Below are 20,118 nucleotides of genomic sequence, written 5' to 3'. Positions count from 1 at the left end.
CGCTGTCGTGGACCATGTCGGCCCGCTGACAACTCGAAGAACACTACACGACCCCCGGGCGAGCGCCAAACACCCCCGTCGGGCCGCGAACGCCCCGGTCCGGCCCGTCGGCCGGACCCGCCGGCCCGACGTCAGCCCTGGCCGCCGGCCAGGGCGCGGCTGCGGTCGCGGGCCGCCTCCAGCGCGGCGATGAGGGCCGCGCGCACGCCGTGGTTCTCCAGCTCCCGGATGGCGCTGATGGTGGTGCCCGCGGGGGAGGTGACGTTCTCCCGGAGCTTCACCGGGTGCTCACCGCTGTCGCGCAGCATCACGGCCGCACCGATGGCGGCCTGGACGATGAGGTCGTGCGCCTTGTCGCGGGGCAGGCCCAGCAGGATGCCCGCGTCGGTCATGGCCTCGACCAGGTAGTAGAAGTAGGCCGGTCCCGAGCCGGAGAGCGCGGTGGCGGCGTCCTGCTGCGACTCCGGGACGCGCAGCGTCTTGCCGACTCCGTTGAAGATCTCCTCCGCGTGGACGAGGTGCTCCTCGGCGGCGTGGGTACCCGCGGAGATGACGGACATGGCCTCGTCCACGAGGGCGGGGGTGTTCGTCATGACGCGCACGACCGGGGTGCCCTCGGGGAGGCGGGTCTCGAAGAAGCTCGTCGGGATGCCCGCCGCACCGCTGATGACCAGCCGGCCGGCGGGAACGTGGGGGACCAGCTCGTCCAGGAGCGCGGCCATGTCCTGCGGCTTGACGGTCAGGATGAGGGTGTCGGCGGCCTTGGCGGCCTCGGCGTTGGTGACCGCCGCGACGCCGTGGCGGGCGCGCAGTTCCGCGGCCCGGTCCGGGCGGCGCGCGGTGACCAGGAGGTCGTCGGGGGACCAGCCGCCGCGGATCATTCCGCTGAGCAGGGCTTCACCGATCTTTCCCGTGCCGAGCACGGCGACTTTCTGGCTCATCCCCCCATCCTGGCAAAGACGGGTCGAGCGGTGCCGGAGCCGTCCGCGTGCTGGTACGGCCCCGGCGGGACGGCGAAGGGCTCCCGGGGCAGCCGGGCGCGGGCGCCGGAAGGGCGCCGGACGGGCGCCGGACGGGCGCCGGACGGCTCAGCGCTTGCGGCCCTTGCCGCCGCGGCCCGCGCGGCGGCCCGCCGGGTTGCCGGTGCGGGCGGTACGGCGGCGTTCGTGGCGCGCGACGGCCGTCTCGTACTCGGCGCGGTGCAGCTTCTCGCCGGGCGCCTCGACGAGGCTGCGGACGCCGTAGGCGAGGAGGATGCCGAGGAAGCCGATGAGGCGGACGCCCTGGGTGCCGCCCGGTCCCTCGGCGCCGGGCGCCGCGGGGCGGCGGAGGTAGCCGGACCAGGTGCGGGTGAAGGCGAGGGAGCTGCACAGGGCGAAGGCCAGCACGATGAGCAGGTTCACCAGGCTGCCGACCTCGGCGATGGTCAGGCCCTCGTAGGCGAAGCGCAGGACGAGGACCCCGGCGGCGGCCGACGCGAAGGCACCGAGGGCCAGTGCGGCGCGGCGGGCTGCGTAGCCGCCGGAGTGGTCGAGCCAGGTGGTGCCGTAGAACCGGATCGGCTCGGGTTCGGGCGCGCCGTCGCGCTGCGGTGCTGCGGGTGCCTGTGGTGCGTCGTCCATGGGTGCGATTATCGCCGCCCGGCGCCGGGCCGGCCCGGCGCGGGGTGGAAGGCGGTACGCTGCGGAGCGCCCCGCGGGGGAAGCCGGTCGAAGTCCGGCGCTGACCCGCAACGGTAGGCGGAGCCGTCCGGTTCCGTGAGCCCGAATGCCCGCGGCGGTGCACATGCTCCTGTCAACTCGTCGTGGACTGCGAGGGGAAGCCGCGCGGCAGCGCCGCACGCGGGACACACCGCGTGGACGGGCCGGGCAGCCTCTGCCGAATCGTGCACGGCCCGAGGCGAAGGCGATCCGCCCGTGGCCATACCCGTGAGAGCCGGTGCCGCGCCTGCCGCCGCACCCCCCGAACCGCCAGCGCCGCAGCCCGGCCGCCGGACGTCCCTGCCCGGCCTGGTGACGGTGCTCCTCCTCGCCCTGGCGGTGTCCGTTCCGGCGGCGGCCGCGCTGGGCTCGTCCGGCCTGGGCTTCGGCGCCGCGCTGGGGTACGTGCGGGCGGGACTGACGGGCGAGGTGATTGCGCCGCACGAGGTGTCGGCCTACACGATCGTGTGGGAGATCCGGCTGCCCCGGGTGCTGCTGGCCGCCGTGGTTGGCGCCGGGCTCGCGGCGGTCGGCGTGGCGTTGCAGGCCATGGTGCGCAACGCGCTGGCCGACCCGTTCGTCCTGGGCATCTCCTCGGGCGCCGCGGTCGGCGCCAACGCGGTGCTGCTGTTCGGGGCGTTCGGCGCGCTGGGGGTGTGGGCGCTGTCGGGGGCGGCGTTCGTCTCGGCGCTGGGCGCGATGGGGCTGGTGTACGCGGTGGCGCGCAGCGCGCACGGCATGACGCCGCTGCGGCTCGTGCTGACGGGCACGGCGATGTACTACGGGTTCTCCTCGGTGACGACGCTGATGGTGTTCACCGCCGAGCGGGGCGAGGCGGCGCGCTCGGCGATGATGTGGCTGATGGGCTCGCTCGGCGGCGCGACGTGGGCGGCGGTGCCGCTGGCCGCGGGAGTGGTGGCGGTGGGCCTGGCCGTGCTGGGGCTGTCGGCGCGGCGGCTGAACGCGCTGGCCATGGGGGACGAGACGGCGGCGGCGCTGGGGGTGGACGCGGAGCGGTTCCGCCGCGGGCTGTTCGTGCTGACGGCCGTGATGACGGGCGCGCTGGTCGCGGTGAGCGGCACGATCGGCTTCGTCGGGCTGATGGTGCCGCACGCGACGCGGATGCTGGTGGGCGCCGATCACCGCGGGCTGCTGGTGGTGGCGCCGCTGCTGGGCGCGGTGCTGCTGGTGTGGGTGGACGTGGCGTCGCGGACGCTGCTGGCGCCGGTGGAGCTGCCGGTCGGCGTGCTGACGGCCGTCATCGGCGTGCCGTGCTTCCTGCTGCTGATGCGGCGGCGCGGCCACACCCTCGGGGCGGCCTGATGCGACTGGACGTGGAGGCCCTGCGCGTGGACATCGCGGGGGCGCGGATCGTGCGGGACGTGACGCTGCGGGCGGGCAGCGGGCGGCTGGTCGGGCTCGTCGGGCCGAACGGGAGCGGGAAGTCGACGGTGCTGCGCTGCGTGTACCGGGCGCTGCGGCCGAGCGGCGGCGCGGTGCGGCTGGACGGTGAGGACGTGCTCGCGCTGACGCCCCGGGAGGGCGCGCGGCGGCTGGCGGCGCTGCCGCAGGAGGGGGTGACCGAGTTCGGCTTCACCGTCGCCGAGGTGGTGGCGATGGGACGGCTGCCGCACCAGCGGGCGGCGGCGCGCACCTCGGCGGACGACCGGGCGCACTGTGCGGCGGCGCTGGCGCGGGTGGGGGCGGCGCACCTGGCGGAGCGGGCGTTCCTCACGCTGTCCGGCGGTGAGAAGCAGCGGGTGCTGATCGCGCGGGCGCTGGCGCAGGAGCCGCGGGTGCTGGTGCTGGACGAGCCGACGAACCACCTGGACATCGCGCAGCAGTTGGAGGTGCTGGCGCTGGTGCGGTCGCGGGCGGCCGGGGACGTGCCGGGTGCCCTGACGGTGCTGACGGCGCTGCACGACCTGAACCTGGCGGCGGGCCACTGCGACGAGTTGTACGTGATCGCGCGGGGGGCCGTCGTGGCGTCCGGTCCGCCCGGTGACGTCCTGACGCCCGAGCTGCTGGCCGGGGTGTTCGGTGTGCGGGCCCACCGGGTCACGCATCCGCGCACGGGCTCCCTGCAACTGCTGTTCGACCGGCTGCCGTCCTGACCGCACCGCCGTTCCCCCGGCCCCCGGACCTCCGGACCCCGGCCGGGACCCGCCCTTCTTCCCGCATCATCTCCTGGAGTGCCCCATGACGCCCTTCCCCCTTCCGCGCCGCCCCCGCCGGGTCCGCCGCCCCCGCCGTTCCGCGACGGGCGGCGTGTCGGCCGCCGCCGCGCTGGTCCTGCTGGCCGGTTGCGGGGCGCAGGTCGCCGAGCCGGACGCGAAGGCCGCGCCGTCCGGCGGCCACTACCCCGTCACCGTGACCAACTGCGGGGAGGAGCGGACGTTCGACGCGGCGCCCGAGCGGGTGGTGACCAACGACGTCGGCATCACCGAGATCATGTTCGCCCTCGGGCTGACCGACCACATGGCCGGGTACGTGATGCGCGAGCGCCACGGTGAGACGCAGGACGTGCCGTGGAAGGACGGCTACGGCCAGACGGAGTGGCTGGGCCGGGAGCGGATCACCAAGGAGATCGTCGTCGACGCCGAGGCGGACCTCGTCTTCGCGGGCTGGAACTACGGCTTCAACGAGGCCGACGGGCTCACTCCGGCCACGCTGGAGAAGCTGGGCATCGACTCCTACCTGCTGAGCGAGTCGTGCCGCAACGGGCGGGGCAAGGCGCGCGGGGTGATGTCGCCGCTGGACGCCCTCTACACGGACCTGCGCAACCTGGGGCGGGTCTTCGACGTGGAGGAGCGGGCGGAGGCGCTGGTGGCGGACTTCCGGCAGCGGGTCGAGGACGTCCAGGAGCGGGCGCCGAAGGGCGCGGACCGGCCGCGGGTGTTCCTGTACGACGACGGCCGGGACAAGCCGCTGACCTCGGGGCGGTTCGCCGGGCCGCACGACATCATCACCAAGGCCGGCGGCGACCACGTCATGAAGGACCTGGCGGACTCCTGGGTCACGGTGGGCTGGGAGACGGTCGTGGAGCGGGACCCGGAGGTCATCGTGATCAACGACTACGGCGACGTCTCGGCGGCGGAGAAGAAGCGGTTCCTCATGTCGTTCGGGCCGCTGCGGGGCGTGACCGCGATCCGTGAGGACCGCGTGGTGGTGCTGGACTACGCCGACCTCGTCGAGAGTCCGCGCAACCCGGCGGCCGTCGAGACGCTCGGTGCCTACCTGCGCGACCTGGGGTGAGCCGCCGCGCGCCCGGGGACGGCGGCTGCCGCTGCTCCTACACTGGGAGGGTGGTGAGCAGCGACTGGCAGACGGATCTGCGCAAGCGGGGTTACCGGTTGACCCCGCAGCGGCAGCTCGTGCTGGAGGCCGTGGACGTCCTCGGGCACGCCACGCCGGACGACATCCTCGCCGAGGTGCGCAGGACGGCGCACGGCGTCAACATCTCCACGGTGTACCGGACGCTGGAGCTGCTGGAGGAGCTCGGCCTGGTCAGCCACGCGCACCTGGGCCACGGCGCCCCGACGTACCACCTGGCCGACCGGCACCACCACATGCACCTGGTCTGCCGGGACTGCACGGCGGTGATCGAGGCCGACGTCTCCGAGGCGGCGGAGTTCACCGAGAAGCTGCGCGCCACGTTCGGCTTCGACACGGACATGAAGCACTTCGCCATCTTCGGCCGCTGCGCGGACTGCGGGGCTGAAGGCGGCGGCGGCGCGCCGTAGGCTTGCCGCATGTCCTACGTGAGCCCCCTGCTGTCCTTGCCCGGCGCCGTGGCCTGCGACGAGCCGGACGAAGGCGTGGCCGCCCACTACGGCGACCTCTTCCGCGAGCAGCGCGCTCTCGCGGACGGCGCCGGCTTCACCGACCTCTCGCACCGGGGCGTGGTGACCGTCAGCGGCGCGGACCGGCTGAGCTGGCTGCACCTGCTGCTGACCCAGCACGTCAGTGAGCTGCCGCCGCACCAGGCCACCGAGGCGCTGGTGCTGTCCGCGCACGGCCACATCGAGCACGTGCTGTACCTGGTGGACGACGGCGAGACGGTGTGGGCGCACACCGAGCCGGGCGCGCAGGCCGCGCTGATCGCCTACCTGGAGTCGATGAAGTTCTTCTACCGGGTGGAGGTCGCCGACCGGACGGAGGAGTACGCCGTGGTGCACCTCCCGGCCGGGTCGATCGCCGCCGTGCCGGAGGGCGCCGCGGTGCGCGAGACCCCGCACGGGCGTGACGTGTTCCTGCCCCGCGACCAGCTCAGTTCGTTCGCGCAGGCCAACGGCCCGGCGGCCGGGGTGCTGGCGTACGAGGCGCTGCGCGTGGAGGGGCGCCGGCCCCGCCTCGGCCGGGAGACGGACCACCGCACGATCCCGCACGAGCTGGGCTGGATCGGTTCCGCCGTGCACCTCCAGAAGGGGTGCTACCGGGGCCAGGAGACGGTCGCGCGCGTGCACAACCTGGGCCGTCCGCCGCGCCGCCTGGTCTTCCTGCACCTGGACGGCAGCGAGGTGCACGTTCCCGGGCACGGGGACGCGGTGCGCCTGGCGTCGGACGGGCCCGACGGCCGCCCGGTGGGGTTCGTGACGACGTCGGCCCGCCACCACGAGCTGGGCCCGATCGCGTTGGCGCTGGTGAAGCGCAACGTACCGGCCGACGCGGAGCTGCTCGCCGGGGAGGGCACCGCCGCCGCGCAGGAAGTGGTCGTCGAGCCGTAGGGCGTGCCGGGCCGGGCACCCCGGGGCGCGCGGCCTACAGCGTCTCGCTGAGGGAGTCGGCGAGACGGCGGCGCGCCGCGCGCAGGGCGGGCGGCGCGGCGAGGGCGACGGCGCCGAGCACCGACACCGCGGCGAGCGCGGCCAGCGCGGTCACGGACGGCGGGGCGGCGATGCCCGCGCCGATGCCGCTGGAGCGGCCCTGCGCGTCCACCAGCCAGCGTCCGGCGGGCAGCCCGGCGGCGATGCCGAGGACGGCGGCGGCCAGGGTGGTGTAGCCGGTGGCGGCGACGGTGACGGCGCCGGTCTGGCGCGGGGTGAGCCCGACGGCCTTGAGGGCGAGCAGGTCGCGGCCCCGGTCGCGGATCGTGGCGCCGATGGCGGTGAGCAGTTCGGTCAGCCCGATGAGGGCGAGCACGACGATGACGCCGGTGATGACGCCGCGGGCGGGGCCGAGCCCGGCGGTGGGGTCGGGGGTGGGCCTGATCTCCAGGGCGGGGCCCGCCGCCTCGGCCAGCGCGGAGCGGACGGCGCCCGGGCCGGCGCCGTCGCGCAGGACCAGGTGGTAGGCGTCGGGGCGGAGCGCCGGGTCCCGTTCGCGCAGGGTGTCCAGGGTGGTGGAGACGACGCGGCCGCTGCGTTCGGTCTCCAGGCTGCGGCCGACCAGGTGCAGCACCTGGGGGCGGCCCTCGACCGTCATCCGCACCCAGTCCCCGACGCGGACGTCCAGCAGGTCGAGCAGGCCCTGCCCGGCGACGGCCTCGTCCGGCCCGGTGGGCGGGCGTCCCTCGGCGACGGCGAGTGGGTAGGGGTGCCGGGCGGTGCCCAGGCCGCGCAGGGTGATCGTGCCCGTCTGGCCGGGGACGAGGGCGGCCGTCTCGGCGGCGGGGTGGGCGGCGGCGACGCCCGGGTGGGTGCTCAGGAGCCGCCGGGTGGCGGCGTCGTCCAGGGCGCCGGGGTCGGTGACGCGGGCGGTGAGCGCGGCGGGCAGTCCCACGTCGGCCGGTTCGGAGCTCATCCGCTCCAGGGTGGACCAGGCGCTCAGCGCCACGGTGATCATCAGCAGCGGCACCGCGAGCCGGGCGACGGTGGTGAGGGCGCGCAGCCGGCCCCGTCCGACGGAGAACGCGGCACGCCAGCCGAGGACGAGGGCGGGCGGCACGCGCAGCCGCAGGACGCGGCGGGCCGCGCCGCTCAGGGGTCCGCCCGCGGGCAGGGCGGCGCGCGCGGCGGGCACCGGGGGCACCCGTCCGGCACGCCAGGCGGCCAGTGAGGTGGCGGCGGTGATGAACAGCAGGACGGCGGCCGGGATGCCCGCCAGCAGCACGGTGTGGCCGGGCAGTTCGCCCCACACCGCGGCGGCCTCGCCGATGCGGCCGGGGATGCGGGAGCCCAGCGCGGCGGTGGCCGCCGTGCCCGCGGCGACGCCGAGGAGGGCGTAGGCCAGGTGCTGGGCGAGGAAGGTGCCGACGACCTGGCCCGGGGTGAAGCCGATGGCCTTGAGCACCGCGATGTCGCGGAGCTGGCCGCGGACGCGGGCGCCGATGGCGCCGAAGGCGGCGAGGCCGGTGGCCAGCAGGGCGCCGAGTCCGAACACGCCCAGGAGCAGTCCGAGGAGCCGGTCGCCGCCCTCAGCCTCGGCGCGGGCCTGCTGCCACTTGGTGACCTGGACGACCTGGTCGGCGCCGAGGGCGGTGACGGCGCGCTGGACGGTGAAGTCGGTGTCGGCCGGGTCGGACAGGCGCAGCCCGAGGGTCTGTCCGTGGCGGCCGCCGGGCGCGGTGCGGTCGAGCACGGCGGGCAGCACCCACGCGGTGCCGGGGCGCTCGCCCGCACGGTAGCCGGGCTCGGCGGTCTCGGCGACGCCGACGACGGTGAGGGCGAGCCGTTCGCCGCCGGCACCGGGGACGGTGACGGCGTCGCCGGGCCGCGCCCACAGCGCCTTCGCCAGCGACTGCTCCAGGACGACGCCGGGCCGCCCCGCGTCCCCGCCCCGGCGGGCCGCGTCGGTTCCGGTGTCGTCGGTGGTGAGCCAGCGTCCGGCGCTGGGCAGCGGCCGGGCTACGCGGGGCAGTCCGGGCCCCGTGCCGCGCAGTTCGACGGCCGCCTCCGCGCCGGGTCCGCGGGCGGTGGTGCGGGTGGTGCGGTAGGGGCCCGCGGTGGCGCGGACGCCGTCGAGCCCGGCGAGGTCCCCGGTGCGGGCGTCCTCCCGGGTGTGCAGCCAGACGTGAGCGCCCGTGGACTGGGTGAAGACGCGCTGCCAGGGGTTCGCGGCGTAGCTGAACAGGGCCCCGGCCAGCAGCAGCGCCGCGGTGATCCCGGCGGTGGCCAGCACGATGAACAGCGCCTCGCCGCGGTGGGCCCGCAGGTCGGCCAGGGCCCGGCGCACGATGCTCCGCACGGCGCGCCCCCTAGTCCGTCAGTTCCAGCGTGCCGGACACGCCGCGGGCCGGGGCGCGGCCCGGTCCGGTGCCGAGGGCGGCGTCGTCGGTTATGCGGCCGTCGAAGAAGCTGATCACGCGGTCGGCGGCGGCGGCCATGCGGGCGTCGTGGGTGACGAGCACGATCGTCTGACCGCGCGCGTGGAAGCGGGAGAGCAGCCGCAGCACCTCGCGGGTGCCCTTGCTGTCCAGGCTGCCCGCGGGCTCGTCGGCCAGGAGGAGCGCGGGGTGGTTGACCAGGGCGCGGGCGAGGGCTACGCGCTGCTGCTCGCCGCCGGACAGCTCGCCGGGCAGGGCGCGCTCCTTGCCGGTGAGCTTCAGCTCGGCGAGGAGTTCCTCGCGGGCGGTGCGGGCGGCGCGCGGCGTGGACCCGGCGAGCAGGGCGGGCAGTTCGACGTTGTCGGCGACGGTGAGGTCGGAGACGAGGTTGAAGAACTGGAAGACGACGCCGATGCTGCGGCGGCGCAGGACCGCCCAGCGGGCCTCGCTGTGGCCGTCCACGCGCTGGCCGTCGATCCACAGGCGGCCGGCGTCGGGGCGCTGGAGGCCGCCGACGAGGTGCAGGAGCGTGGACTTCCCGGCGCCCGAGGGGCCGGTCACGGCGACGAACTCGCCGCGCCGCACGGTGAGGTCCACGCCGCGCACGGCGTGGACGGGGGCGCCCTCGGCGCGGTAGGTCCTGGTGAGGCCCTCGCCGCGCACGATCGGCTGCGCCGCGGCGGCTGCCTCCGCCTTCGCCCGCGCCGCGGCGGGCGGCGTCCCGTCCTTCGCGTCCCCGCCCGCGGCGTCCCCGGGGCCGGTCCGGCCGGGGGTGTCGGTACGGCTCATTCGAGTTCCTCCTGACAGCGTTCCAGCCAGTCGAGGTCGGCCTGGAGGTGCAGCATCGCCCCTTCGATGAGCAGTTGCGCGACGCGGTTGTCCCGTTCCTCGGCCGCCGCGAGCTTGGACAGATCCCGCATGGTGTTGAGGTACTGGCGCCGCTGCTTGTTGATGAGGGCGATCTGGTCGGCCAGGCCGGACTGCGGGGCGAGGGCGAGCTTCATGAAGAACTCGTCCCGTACCCGGGGCTCGCCGGTCGGTTCGTCGAACCAGGCGGCCACGGCCTCACGCCCGGCGTCGGTGAGGCGGTAGATGCGTTTGTTGGGGCGGTGGGACTGCTCGACGTCCTCTCCGGCGATCAGCCCGGACTTCTCCAGCCGGCCGAGCGTGACGTAGATCTGGCCGATGTTGGGCTGGGGGTACGCGGCGCCGAGCAGCGTCTCCAGGTGCTGCTTGAGCTCGTAGCCGTGGGCGGGGCCGCGGGCCAGGAGGGCGAGGAGCGGCAGTCGCAACGGCGCTCTCCTTCCCCCGGGCCTGGGCCGGTACGGCCGGACGCCGGACGTCCCGGCCACCGTGAGCCCTAGTATCGCCCATCCCTAACGGGTATATATGGCAGGCCATGGCCGGGCGAGGAGCCGGCGGGTGCGGGGGAGGTCCGATGGGGTGGTCGCGTGTCCCGGGCCGGGTGCTGCTGGCCGTCGCGGTCCTGCTGGCGGCCCACGCCGGGTTCGGCGCCCCGGCCGTAGAGGCGGGCCGGGACGCGGCGGCGCGCGGCCCGGTGACGCTGGCGACGGCCAGTGACCTCACGCGCTACCTGGGCCCGCTGCTGGACGACTGGAACCGGGCGCACCCCGGCGAAGAGGCCACCCTCGTGGAGCTGCCGGACTCGGCGGACGAGACCCGCGCCCAGATGATCGCCGAGCTGCGGGCGGGGGGCGGGCGCTTCGACGTGCTGAACCTCGACGTCACGCTGACCGCGGAGTTCGCCGCGGCGGGGTGGACCGTGCCGCTGGACCGCGGCGACTACCCGCTGGACGCGTTCCTGCCCCCGGTGGTGGAGACGGCGACGTACCGGGGCCGGCTGCACGCCGTCCCCTACGTGACGAACGCCGGGCTGCTCTACTACCGCAAGGACGTCCTGGAGCGGGAGGGCGTGCGCCCGCCGCGCACCTGGGCGGAGCTGGAGCGGCAGGCCCGCTCGATCGCCCCGCGCTACGGGCTGGACGGGTACGCCGGGCAGTTCCTGCCGTACGAGGGGCTGGCGGCGAACGCGACCGAGGCGGTGCGCTCGGCGGGCGGTTCCTTCCTCGGCGACGAGGGGGAGCGGGTGACGGTGGACTCGGCCGCCACCGCGCGGGGGCTGGCGTTCCTGGCGGACGGGTTCCGGGACGGGTGGATACCGCGCGAGGCGCTCACCTACAAGGAGGAGGAGTCCCGGCTGGCGTTCACCGGCGGACGGCTGCTGTTCCTGCGGAACTGGCCGTACGTGCACGCCTCGGCGAACGCGCCCGGTTCGAAGGTCGCCGGGAGGTTCGGCACCGTGCCGCTGCCGGGGCCGGACGGTCCGGGCACCAGCGTGCTGGGCGGCTCGAACCTCGCCATCAGCGCCCACTCCCGCCACCCGAGGACGGCGGCGGACCTGATCGCGTACCTCACCTCCGAGCCGGTGCAGCGCCGGGTGCTGACGGAGGGCTCGCTGCCGCCGGTGCGGGCGGGCCTGTACACCGATCCGGAGCTGGTGGCCGCGTACCCGTACCTGCCGACGCTGCGGGAGAGCGTGCTGGCCGCCGAACCGCGCCCGAAGAGCCCGCGCTACGACCAGGTGAGCCTCGCGGTGCAGGCGGTCGTGCACGACGCGCTCGCGCTGCGGACCACGCCCGGGGAGGCCGTCGAGCGCCTCGCCCGGGAGCTGGCGGAGATCGCCGGCCGGGACTGACGGGCGCTTTCCGTCAGACGCGGGTCACGCGCCGGTTACGCGTTAGGTATTCGCCCAGCCCCAAATCACCGTCAAATCCGGACATCTTGACAATACCGACCAGTAATCCGTTGACACCCCTGCGTCACTGCTACTTAACATGTATGCATAACTGCGGTGCCGCACTCGTGCGGCTCCGCCCGGTCACACGAGATCAAGGTCAACGGGAGATGCTCACAGCCCCAGCAGGACACGTCCCCACAGCGCGACCCGCCACCGAACAGCCCTGGTGGCGCGACGCGGTCATCTACCAGGTGTACGTCCGCAGCTTCCTGGACAGCACCGGTGACGGCATCGGTGACCTGGCCGGTGTGCGTGCGGGGCTGCCGTACCTGCGCAAGCTCGGTGTCGACGGCGTCTGGCTCAGCCCCTTCTACCCCTCGCCGCAGCACGACCACGGCTACGACGTCGCCGAGTACTGCGACGTGGACCCCCTCTACGGCGACCTCGCCGAGTTCGACCGGCTCATCGCGGACGCGCGGCGCCTGGGCATCAGGGTGCTGCTCGACATCGTCCCCAACCACTGCTCCACCGAGCACCCCTGGTTCGCGCAGGCACTGGCCGCGGGGCCCGGCAGCGCCGCCCGCGCCCGGTTCCACTTCGCGGACGGGCGCGGCCCCGACGGCGCGGAGCCGCCCAACAACTGGCGCGCCATGTTCGGCGGCCCGGCCTGGACGCGCGTCGCGGACGGCCAGTGGTACCTGCACCTGTTCACCCCCGAGCAGCCGGACTGGAACTGGCGCAACCCGGAGGTCGGCATGGCCTTCGACGCCGTCCTGCGGTTCTGGCTGGACCGCGGCGTGGACGGCTTCCGCGTCGACGTCGCGGCCGGCCTCTACAAGCACCCGCAGCTGCCCGACGCCCCCGACCCGGAGGCCGACGAGCGCACCCGTGACTCGGTGAACCCCTACGCCTGGAACCAGCCCGAGGTGCACCAGGTGTGGCGGGAGTGGCGGGCGGTGTGCGAGGAGTACGCCGCCCGCGATGGCCGGGAACGGCTGCTGGTGGGCGAGGTGTCGGTGCCCAGCGCCCGCGAACACGCCCTGTACGTGCGCCCGGACGAGCTGCACCAGGCGTTCTTCTTCGACCTGCTCAGCGCCCCCTGGGACGCCGCCGCCTTCCGCACCGCCATCGGGGACGCCGTGCGGGACATCGCCGGGACGGGCTCGACGGTGACGTGGGTGCTCAACAACCACGACCAGGTCCGCACCGTCACCCGGTACGCGGGCGGCTCCGAAAGCGGTGCGGAAGCCGACGGCGCCCGCACCGGGGAGGACGGCACCGGCACCGGCGGCACCGGCGGGGGCGGCGGCCTCGGCGCCGCGCGGGCCCGCGCGGCGGCGCTGCTCATGCTGGCGCTGCCCGGAGCCGCCTACGTCTACCAGGGCGAGGAGCTGGGGCTCCCCGAGGTCGTGGACCTGCCCGACGACGTCCTCACCGACCCGATCTTCCACCGCACCGGCAGCCGCAGGCGCATCCGGGACGGCTGCCGGGTGCCCCTGCCGTGGAGCGGCCACGCCTCCCCGTTCGGCTTCACCTCCGGCACGGCCGAGGCCCGGCCGTGGCTGCCGCAGCCCGCCTGGTTCGCCGAGCACGCCACCGACCGGGCGGTCGCCGACACCCGCTCCTTCTGGCACCTGTACCGCGACGGCCTCCAGCTCCGCCGCAGCCTGCCGCAGCTCGGCGAGGGCACGCTGCGCTGGCTGGACGCGCCGCCGGACGTGCTCTCCTTCGAGCGCGGCGACGGCCTGGTGTGCGCGGTCAACTTCGGTACGGCGCCCGCCCCCGCGCCCGTCCCCGGCACTCCGCTGCTGGCCAGCGGGCCGTGCCCGGACGGCGTCCTGCCCGGCTCCACCGCCGCCTGGTGGATGAGCGACAGCTCCGCAGACCTCCCCACCGACGGGACCACCCACCGCACATCCCCGAGAAGGGACACCCCATGACCAGACGCATATCCGCCGGCCCCGCGCGGCGCGCCCGCCGCACCGCCGCCGCCACCGGGGCGGCGCTCGCCCTCGGCCTGACCGCCGCCTGCGGTGGCGGCGACACCACCGGACCGGCCTCCGAGGGCGAGTTCAGCGGCCAGACCATCACCGTCGCCGGTGTGTGGACGGGCACCGAGCAGCAGAACTTCCAGAAGGTGCTGGACGCGTTCACCGCCGAGACGGGCGCGGAGACGGAGTTCCTGTCCACCGGCGACAACGTCTCCACCGTCATCGGCAGCAAGATCCAGGGCGGGGACGCGCCCGAGGTCGTGATGGTCCCGCAGGTGGGCGTGCTCAACCAGTTCGCCGGCAACGGCTGGCTCACCCCGCTCTCGGAGGAGACGGAGCGGGCGGCGTCGCAGAACTTCGCGGGCGTCTGGAAGGACTACGGCACCGTCGACGGCACCTACTACGGCCTGTACTTCAAGGCCGCCCACAAGTCGCTCGTCTGGTACAGCACCGACGCGTTCGCACAGGCGGGCGTCGAGGAGCCCGGCTCCTACGAGGAGATGCTGGAGACGGGCCGGACGATCTCCGACTCCGGGCTGCCCGCCTTCGCCGTCGCCGGACAGGACGGCTGGACGCTGACGGACTGGTTCGAGAACGTCTACCTCTCCCAGGCGGGCCCGGAGAACTACGACAAGCTGGCCGACCACGCGATGCCGTGGACGGACCAGAGCGTCGTGGACGCCCTCACCACCCTCGGCGAGCTGTTCGCCGACGACCAGCTGGTGGCCGGCGGCGCGCTGCGCACCGACTTCCCCGGCTCCGTGCAGAAGGTGTTCGGCCCCGAGCCGGAGGCGGGCATGGTCTACGAGGGCGACTTCGTCGGCGCCCTGGTGCAGAACGACTTCAACAAGAAGCTCGGCGAGGACGCCGACTTCTTCCCGTTCCCGGCGGTCGGCGGCGGTCAGGCGCCGGTCGTCAGCGGCGGCGACGCGGCCGTCGTCCTGAAGGACGGGAAGAACCAGGAGGCGGCGATGGCGCTGCTGGAGTTCCTGGCCACGCCCGAGGCCGCCGAGGTGTGGGCCGAGGCGGGCGGCTACCTCTCTCCCAACACGTCGGTGGACCTTGGGTCCTACGCCGACGACCTGACCAGGCAGACGGCGAAGTCGCTGGTCGAGGCCGGTGACTCGGTGCGGTTCGACATGTCCGACCAGGCCCCGGCGGCGTTCGGCGGCACGGTCGGCAAGGGCGAGTGGAAGCTCCTCCAGGACTTCCTGCGCGACCCGTCCGACCCGAAGGCCACCGCCGCCGCGCTCGAAGAGGCGGCCGCCAAGGCGTTCACGAGCTGAGAGGCACCCCGGCCGTGTCCGCCCCTTCCGCACCCGCCCCCGGCGCCGCCGTCCAGCGGCGGCGCCGGGCCCAGCGGCGCAAGCGCGCGATCGCCCTGGTCTTCGTGCTGCCCGCCCTGCTGCTCCTCGGCGCGCTCGTCGTCTACCCCGTCCTGTTCTCCGTCGGCCGCAGCCTGTTCGACGCCTCCGGCACCGAGTTCGTCGGCGTGGAGAACTACACCGAGATGTTCCGCGACCCGGCGACGCTCAAGGCCATCCGGAACAGCACGATCTGGGTCGTCGCCGCACCCACCGTGCTCACCGGGCTCGGGCTCGTCCTCGCCGTCCTCACCGAGAAGATCCGCTGGGCGACCGCCTTCAAGCTGGTGCTGTTCCTGCCGATGGCCGTCTCCTTCCTGGCGGCCGGCATCGTCTTCCGGCTCGCCTACGAACACGACCCCGACCGGGGCGTGCTCAACGCGGCGATCACCGGCGTCCACGGCGTCTTCGAGGACGCCTCCCCCTACCCGACCGCGCGGGCCCGCGAAGGGCTGGGCCTGGAGCCCGCACCCGGCGGCGGATACGTGACGGCGCGGCCCGCGGGCCCCGGCGACGCCCTCACGCTGGGCTTCGTCGGCGTCGCCCCGAAGGACCTGCCCGACGGCGCGGCCCCCGCCGCCGCCCCGGCCGCCGGGGACACGCTGTCCGGCGTGGTCTACCTGGACTTCCGGCCCGGCGGGGGCGGCGAACAGGGCCGCCTCGACGACGGCGAGAGCGGGCTGCCCCGGATGGCCGTGGAGGCCGTCGACGCGTCCGGGCAGGTCGCCGGGGCCACCACCACCGCGTCCGACGGCACCTTCGCCTTCCCGGAGCTGGCCGACGGCTCCTACACCGTGCGGCTGCCCGAGCGGAACTTCGCCGAGCCGTACCAGGGCGTCTCCTGGCTCGGTCCCGCCCTCGTGACCCCCGCCATCATCGGCGCCTACCTGTGGATCTGGACGGGCTTCGCCATGGTCCTCATCGGCGCCGGGCTCGCCGCGCTCCCCCGGGACGCGCTGGAGGCGGCCCGGATGGACGGCGCGAACGAGTGGCAGATCTTCCGGAGCATCACCGTGCCGCTGCTCTCGCCGGTGCTCACCGTGGTGTTCGTGACGCTGGTGATCAACGTGATGAAGGTCTTCGACCTCGTCTACATCATCGCGCCGGGCCCGGTGCAGGAGGAGGCCAACGTGCTGGCGACACAGATGTGGCTGGTCTCCTTCGGCGGCGGCAACAACCAGGGTCTCGGCAGCGCGCTGGCCGTGCTGCTGCTGCTCCTGGTGGTGCCCGCCATGGTCTTCAACGTCCGACGCTTCCGCAGGAGCCAGTCATGAGCGCCCCCGGAACCCTCGCCGGCGGCCAGGCCGGGCCGCCCGCCACCGCACTGGCCACCGCGAAGGCGGGCCGGCCGCCCGGGCGGCGCGGACCGCTGCGGTGGCTCAGCGACGGGCTCGGCCGCGGCGTCGTCCAGGCGCTGCTGATCGTCGTCGCGCTGGTGTGGATCACGCCGCTGGCCGGGCTGCTGCTGTCCTCGCTGCGCACCGAGGAGGCCAACGCCTCCACCGGCTGGTGGACGGCGCTGACCGAGCCCGCGCAGCTCTCCTTCGAGAACTACAGCGCGCTGCTCGCGGACACGGGCATCACGCAGGCGTTCTGGAACACCGTGCTCATCTCGGTGCCGACGACGTTCCTCGTCGTCACCGTGGCGGCGCTCGCCGGGTACGCCTTCGCCTGGCTGGAGTTCCCCGGCCGCGACGCGGTCTTCCTGACGGTCGTCGCCCTCCTCGTGGTGCCCGTGCAGATCGGGCTGCTGCCGGTGGCCAAGCTGTTCGGCACGCTCGGGCTGTTCGGCACGATCCCCGGCGTGGTGCTGTTCCACGTCGCCTACGGGCTGCCGTTCGCCGTCTTCCTGCTGCGCAACTACTTCGCGGAGATCCCCAAGGAGATGCTGGAGGCGGCGCGCATCGACGGGGGCGGCGAGTGGCGGATCTTCGCCCGGCTCGTCCTGCCACTGGGCCGCCCGGCCCTCGCGAGCCTGGCCATCTTCCAGTTCCTGTGGGTGTGGAACGACATGCTGGTGGCGCTGCTGTTCGCCAACACCTCCGCGCAGCCGCTCACCGTCGCACTCCAGTCGGAGATGCGGCAGTTCGGCACGAACATCGGCGTGCTGGCGCCCGGCGCGTTCCTGTCCCTGGTGGTGCCGGTGGTCGTCTTCTTCGCCTTCCAGCGGCACTTCGTGCAGGGGGTGATGGCCGGTTCGGTGAAGTGACGCCGCTGACGCCCCGCCCGCGCGGGGTGCCGCGTCCCGGCGGCGGGGCGCGGCACCGCGCCGCCGGGACGCGTCACACCTCCACCAGGACGGTGAAGGGCCCGTCGTTCAGGAGCGACACCTTCATGTCGGCCCCGAACCGCCCCTCCGCCACCGTGGCGCCGAGCTCCCGCAGCCGGGCGCAGACCTCGTCGACCAGCGGCTCGGCGACGGAGCCGGGGGCCGCCGCCAGCCACGACGGGCGGCGGCCCTTGCGGGTGTCCCCGTACAGCGTGAACTGGCTGATGACGAGCAGCGGCGCGTCCACATCCGAGCAGGACTTCTCCCCGGTGAGGACGCGCAGCCCCCACAGCTTGCGGGCGAGCTGCGCCGCCTGTTCGGCGGTGTCGTCGTGGCGGACGCCGACGAGCACGCACAGCCCCTCCCCCGTGATCTCCCCGACGGTCTCCCCGTCCACCACCACACTGGCGCCGTTCACCCTCTGAACTACTGCTCGCATGCCTCCATGATGCGCCGGATGGGTGCCATGTCCCTGCACGCCCCCGCCCGAAGTGGCACGATGCGGGCACGCACCGGCCAGGGGGCGAAGGGGCCGGGAACCGGGGACGAGGGGACGACCATGAGCACATCCGGAGCGGGCGCCGGACGGGCCTCCAGCACCGCACCGACCGCAGCAGCCGCACCACCAGCAGCAGCGAACGCGCCGGAGGCCGGGGGAACACCGGGGCGCGGGGACGCCGCGCCGGCCACCGAACCGGCCGTCGTCCCCGAGGGGCTGTCCGGCCTCGGGCTGCCGGAGCTGCGCGCCCTGCGCCGCACCGCGCTGCGCGACGAGGCCGACCTCAGCTACGTGCGGCGCCTCCTCCAGGGACGCATCGACATCCTGCGGGCGGAGCTGGCCGGGCGGGACGGGACGGCGCCGCCCCACGGCGCGGGCCGGCCGGCGCCGGGCGCCCCGTTGCTGGACCGGCTGCCGCAGATCCTCGCGGACGGCCCCACGCCGCAGCGCTCGTCCCGGCACGTGACGCTGGGCACCCCGCACAGCGCCGAGTACCGCGACCTGGCCGAAACGACGCTCGGCGAGGTGGAGCTGTCGGACGTCGGCGCCCGTACGGACGGCGAGCTGCGGGAGGCGATAGCGCGGCTCGGCGCGTACGAGCGCGAGGTGTCACGGCGCCGCCACACGTTCCAGCGGACGGCGGACAATTGCAGCTCGGAGATCACCCGCCGGTACCGTGTGGGCGAAGCACACATCGACGAGCTGCTCGCCTGAGGAGAACCCTGCGGGCCCGGGGCGGCCGTCCGACCAGCACGGAGGGGCACCCCATGCCGTCCGACCCGATCCCGACCGCGTCCGCACCCGCGACCGCGCCGGAACCGCCCGCCACCGGCCGCACGGGCGGGCCGTCCGCGCCGCCGGTGCTGGCCGAGGTGGTGCGCTCCGGGTTCACCGAGGGGCGCCACCGCGGTTCCCTGGTGGTGCTGGCCGCGGACGGCGTCGTCGACTGGGCGCTGGGCGACGTCTCCGCCCCCGTCTTCCCCCGCTCGGCGAACAAGCCGTTCCAGGCCGTCGCCTGCCTGCGGGCGGGCGTCCCGCTCGCGGACGAGCGGCTGGCCATGGCCGCCGCCAGCCACTCCGGGGAGCCGTTTCACGTGGAACTGGCCGGGCGGATGCTCGCCGAGCGCGGCTTCACCGAGGACGACCTCCAGTGCCCCGCCGACCTGCCGCTGGACCCGGCCGAGGCGGAGACGTACCTGGCGGCGGGCCACGTGCGGGCCCGGCTCACCATGAACTGCTCGGGCAAGCACGCCGCGATGCTGGCCGCCTGCCGCGCGGCGGGCTGGCCGACCGGCGACTACCTCGACCCCGGGCACCCGTTGCAGCGCCTGGTGGCCGAGTCCCTCGCGGCCGCGGCGGACGAGCCGCCCGCCGCGACCGGCACCGACGGGTGCGGGGCACCGCTGCTGGCCGTCTCGCTCACCGGCCTGGCCCGCGCCTTCCGCTCGCTCGTCCTCGCCGACCCCGGCTCCCCCGAGCGCCGGGTGGCGGACGCGATGCGCGCCCACCCCGCCCACGTCGCCGGGACGCGCCGCCACGACACCTGGCTCATGCGCGAGGTGCCGGGCACGCTGTCGAAGATGGGCGCCGAGGCGGTGCAGGCCGTGGCGCTGCCGGACGGCCGGGCCCTCGCGTTCAAGCTGGAGGACGGCTCACCGCGGGCGCTCGGGCCGGTGCTGGCCCGCGTCCTCGAACGCATGGGCCTGGAGGCGCCGGTGCTGGCCCGCATCGCCGAGCAGCCGCTGCTGGGCGGCGGTGTTCCGGTGGGCGCGGTCCGTCCGGCCTTCTGACCCCGCGGCGGTCCGGCGGGGGGCGCGGCACCACGCGCGGGAGGGCGTACCGGCCGTCGTGCCGGGAACTGCTTAGGGTGAGCCACCAGAGCAACTGGACCAGCCCGTCCGCACGAGGAGGCGCCATGACCGAAGAGCCCGCCCACGACCCCGAGGTGCTCCAGCTCGCCGGGAAGATCTTCGAGCTGGCCCGGCACGGCGACACCGACACCATCGCGACCTACGTCGACATGGGCGTGCCGCCGAACCTCACCAACGACAAGGGTGACACCCTGGTCATGCTGGCCGCCTACCACGGCCACGCCGACGCCGTCCGGGTGCTGCTGGAGCGCGGCGCCAAGCCGGACCAGACCAACGACCGCGGCCAGACGCCGCTGGCGGGCGCGGTCTTCAAGGGCGAGGACGACGTCGTCCGTGCTCTCCTGGACGGGGGTGCCGACCCGGCCGCCGGCACCCCGAGCGCGATCGAGACCGCGCGCATGTTCGGCAAGGAGGACCTGCTGAAGCTGTTCGGCGCCGCCTGAGCGGACGGCGCCGGACAGC

19 protein-coding genes and 1 riboswitch are annotated in these 20,118 nt (G+C 74.9%); of the genes, 13 read left to right on the top strand and 6 right to left on the bottom strand.

Annotation, left to right across the window (positions count from 1 at the left end; genetic code table 11):
- Positions 1-131: 131 nt before the first annotated feature.
- Entirely contained in the window at positions 132-941 is an 810-nt protein-coding gene (gene proC / locus V1J52_RS25195; protein ID WP_330142269.1) for a pyrroline-5-carboxylate reductase, read from the bottom strand.
- Positions 942-1,088: 147 nt separating this feature from the next.
- Positions 1,089-1,622: a hypothetical protein gene (locus V1J52_RS25190; RefSeq protein WP_330142268.1), complete on the bottom strand. Its 534-nt coding sequence runs from the start codon at positions 1,620-1,622 to the stop codon at positions 1,089-1,091.
- A gap of 76 nt (positions 1,623-1,698) precedes the next feature.
- Positions 1,699-1,773, top strand: a riboswitch (cobalamin riboswitch).
- A gap of 149 nt (positions 1,774-1,922) precedes the next feature.
- Between V1J52_RS25190 and V1J52_RS25185 the strand changes: the two genes are divergently transcribed.
- The 5 genes from V1J52_RS25185 to ygfZ all read left to right on the top strand — a co-directional run bounded on the left by V1J52_RS25185 (position 1,923) and on the right by ygfZ (position 6,427).
- Positions 1,923-3,023 (top strand): FecCD family ABC transporter permease, encoded by a 1,101-nt coding sequence (locus tag V1J52_RS25185; protein WP_330142271.1) that lies wholly within the window; start codon positions 1,923-1,925, stop codon positions 3,021-3,023.
- Positions 3,023-3,814 carry an ABC transporter ATP-binding protein gene (locus V1J52_RS25180; protein ID WP_330142267.1) on the top strand — a complete coding sequence of 264 codons (792 nt, stop codon included), beginning with the start codon at positions 3,023-3,025 and terminating at the stop codon, positions 3,812-3,814. The genes V1J52_RS25185 and V1J52_RS25180 overlap by 1 nt, the downstream gene beginning before the upstream one ends.
- Before the next feature lie 85 nt (positions 3,815-3,899).
- Positions 3,900-4,955 carry an ABC transporter substrate-binding protein gene (locus V1J52_RS25175; RefSeq protein ID WP_330142266.1) on the top strand — a complete coding sequence of 352 codons (1,056 nt, stop codon included), beginning with the start codon at positions 3,900-3,902 and terminating at the stop codon, positions 4,953-4,955.
- Positions 4,956-5,005: 50 nt separating this feature from the next.
- Positions 5,006-5,443: a Fur family transcriptional regulator gene (locus tag V1J52_RS25170; protein WP_330142265.1), complete on the top strand. Its 438-nt coding sequence runs from the start codon at positions 5,006-5,008 to the stop codon at positions 5,441-5,443.
- A 9-nt stretch (positions 5,444-5,452) separates the two neighbouring features.
- Positions 5,453-6,427, top strand: coding sequence for a CAF17-like 4Fe-4S cluster assembly/insertion protein YgfZ (gene ygfZ, locus V1J52_RS25165; RefSeq protein ID WP_330142264.1), 975 nt, complete (start codon positions 5,453-5,455; stop codon positions 6,425-6,427).
- A gap of 34 nt (positions 6,428-6,461) precedes the next feature.
- Here the strand turns inward: ygfZ and V1J52_RS25160 are convergent, their stop codons facing one another.
- Genes V1J52_RS25160 through V1J52_RS25150 form a run of 3 tightly spaced genes read right to left on the bottom strand, consistent with a single transcriptional unit; the run spans position 6,462 to position 10,196 of the window.
- On the bottom strand, positions 6,462-8,825 hold the full coding sequence (locus tag V1J52_RS25160; RefSeq protein ID WP_330142263.1) for an ABC transporter permease: 2,364 nt from the start codon (positions 8,823-8,825) through the stop codon (positions 6,462-6,464).
- Between the two features lie 10 nt (positions 8,826-8,835).
- Positions 8,836-9,693, bottom strand: a complete 858-nt coding sequence (locus tag V1J52_RS25155) for an ABC transporter ATP-binding protein (protein WP_330142262.1) — start codon at positions 9,691-9,693, stop codon at positions 8,836-8,838.
- The gene (locus V1J52_RS25150; protein WP_330142261.1) at positions 9,690-10,196 is read right to left on the bottom strand and encodes a PadR family transcriptional regulator; all 507 of its coding nucleotides are present in this window, start codon (positions 10,194-10,196) and stop codon (positions 9,690-9,692) included. The genes V1J52_RS25155 and V1J52_RS25150 overlap by 4 nt, the downstream gene beginning before the upstream one ends.
- 146 nt (positions 10,197-10,342) lie before the next feature.
- Between V1J52_RS25150 and V1J52_RS25145 the strand changes: the two genes are divergently transcribed.
- The 5 genes from V1J52_RS25145 (at position 10,343) to V1J52_RS25125 (ending at position 17,226) form a co-directional block, all read left to right on the top strand.
- Complete coding sequence (locus tag V1J52_RS25145) at positions 10,343-11,620, top strand: ABC transporter substrate-binding protein (protein ID WP_330142260.1); 1,278 nt, start codon at positions 10,343-10,345, stop codon at positions 11,618-11,620.
- A 209-nt stretch (positions 11,621-11,829) separates the two neighbouring features.
- Entirely contained in the window at positions 11,830-13,602 is a 1,773-nt protein-coding gene (locus V1J52_RS25140) for a glycoside hydrolase family 13 protein (protein WP_330142259.1), read from the top strand.
- Positions 13,599-14,939 (top strand): ABC transporter substrate-binding protein, encoded by a 1,341-nt coding sequence (locus V1J52_RS25135; RefSeq protein WP_330142258.1) that lies wholly within the window; start codon positions 13,599-13,601, stop codon positions 14,937-14,939. Before V1J52_RS25140 ends, V1J52_RS25135 begins: the two co-directional genes overlap by 4 nt.
- Positions 14,936-16,291 (top strand): ABC transporter permease, encoded by a 1,356-nt coding sequence (locus V1J52_RS25130; RefSeq protein WP_443075928.1) that lies wholly within the window; start codon positions 14,936-14,938, stop codon positions 16,289-16,291. Before V1J52_RS25135 ends, V1J52_RS25130 begins: the two co-directional genes overlap by 4 nt.
- Positions 16,288-17,226 carry a carbohydrate ABC transporter permease gene (locus V1J52_RS25125; protein WP_330142256.1) on the top strand — a complete coding sequence of 313 codons (939 nt, stop codon included), beginning with the start codon at positions 16,288-16,290 and terminating at the stop codon, positions 17,224-17,226. Before V1J52_RS25130 ends, V1J52_RS25125 begins: the two co-directional genes overlap by 4 nt.
- Positions 17,227-17,299: 73 nt before the next feature.
- On the opposite strand, the gene dtd is transcribed toward V1J52_RS25125, so the two are convergent.
- On the bottom strand, positions 17,300-17,725 hold the full coding sequence (gene dtd / locus V1J52_RS25120) for a D-aminoacyl-tRNA deacylase (RefSeq protein WP_330142255.1): 426 nt from the start codon (positions 17,723-17,725) through the stop codon (positions 17,300-17,302).
- 120 nt (positions 17,726-17,845) lie between these two features.
- Between dtd and V1J52_RS25115 the strand changes: the two genes are divergently transcribed.
- The 3 genes from V1J52_RS25115 to V1J52_RS25105 all read left to right on the top strand — a co-directional run bounded on the left by V1J52_RS25115 (position 17,846) and on the right by V1J52_RS25105 (position 20,099).
- Positions 17,846-18,499: an RsiG family protein gene (locus V1J52_RS25115; protein WP_330142254.1), complete on the top strand. Its 654-nt coding sequence runs from the start codon at positions 17,846-17,848 to the stop codon at positions 18,497-18,499.
- 53 nt (positions 18,500-18,552) lie between these two features.
- A complete protein-coding gene (locus V1J52_RS25110) occupies positions 18,553-19,575 on the top strand; it encodes an asparaginase (protein WP_330142253.1) in 1,023 nt (340 codons plus the stop codon).
- Between the two features lie 125 nt (positions 19,576-19,700).
- Positions 19,701-20,099, top strand: a complete 399-nt coding sequence (locus V1J52_RS25105) for an ankyrin repeat domain-containing protein (RefSeq protein WP_330142252.1) — start codon at positions 19,701-19,703, stop codon at positions 20,097-20,099.
- Positions 20,100-20,118 lie beyond the last annotated feature (19 nt).

It is taken from the genome of Streptomyces solitudinis (assembly GCF_036323765.1).
Classification (GTDB): domain Bacteria; phylum Actinomycetota; class Actinomycetes; order Streptomycetales; family Streptomycetaceae; genus Streptomyces.
This window is presented reverse-complemented; position numbering and strand designations above follow the sequence as displayed.

Coding starts and splice junctions, on each gene's coding strand:
- V1J52_RS25110 (WP_330142253.1), top strand. CDS start 18,553: ATGCCGTCCGACCCGATCCCGACCGCGTCCGCACCCGCGACCGCGCCG.
- V1J52_RS25155 (WP_330142262.1), bottom strand. CDS start 9,693: ATGAGCCGTACCGACACCCCCGGCCGGACCGGCCCCGGGGACGCCGCG.
- V1J52_RS25180 (WP_330142267.1), top strand. CDS start 3,023: ATGCGACTGGACGTGGAGGCCCTGCGCGTGGACATCGCGGGGGCGCGG.
- V1J52_RS25190 (WP_330142268.1), bottom strand. CDS start 1,622: ATGGACGACGCACCACAGGCACCCGCAGCACCGCAGCGCGACGGCGCG.
- ygfZ (WP_330142264.1), top strand. CDS start 5,453: ATGTCCTACGTGAGCCCCCTGCTGTCCTTGCCCGGCGCCGTGGCCTGC.
- V1J52_RS25145 (WP_330142260.1), top strand. CDS start 10,343: ATGGGGTGGTCGCGTGTCCCGGGCCGGGTGCTGCTGGCCGTCGCGGTC.
- V1J52_RS25125 (WP_330142256.1), top strand. CDS start 16,288: ATGAGCGCCCCCGGAACCCTCGCCGGCGGCCAGGCCGGGCCGCCCGCC.
- V1J52_RS25115 (WP_330142254.1), top strand. CDS start 17,846: ATGAGCACATCCGGAGCGGGCGCCGGACGGGCCTCCAGCACCGCACCG.
- dtd (WP_330142255.1), bottom strand. CDS start 17,725: ATGCGAGCAGTAGTTCAGAGGGTGAACGGCGCCAGTGTGGTGGTGGAC.
- V1J52_RS25105 (WP_330142252.1), top strand. CDS start 19,701: ATGACCGAAGAGCCCGCCCACGACCCCGAGGTGCTCCAGCTCGCCGGG.
- proC (WP_330142269.1), bottom strand. CDS start 941: ATGAGCCAGAAAGTCGCCGTGCTCGGCACGGGAAAGATCGGTGAAGCC.
- V1J52_RS25135 (WP_330142258.1), top strand. CDS start 13,599: ATGACCAGACGCATATCCGCCGGCCCCGCGCGGCGCGCCCGCCGCACC.
- V1J52_RS25175 (WP_330142266.1), top strand. CDS start 3,900: ATGACGCCCTTCCCCCTTCCGCGCCGCCCCCGCCGGGTCCGCCGCCCC.
- V1J52_RS25140 (WP_330142259.1), top strand. CDS start 11,830: ATGCTCACAGCCCCAGCAGGACACGTCCCCACAGCGCGACCCGCCACC.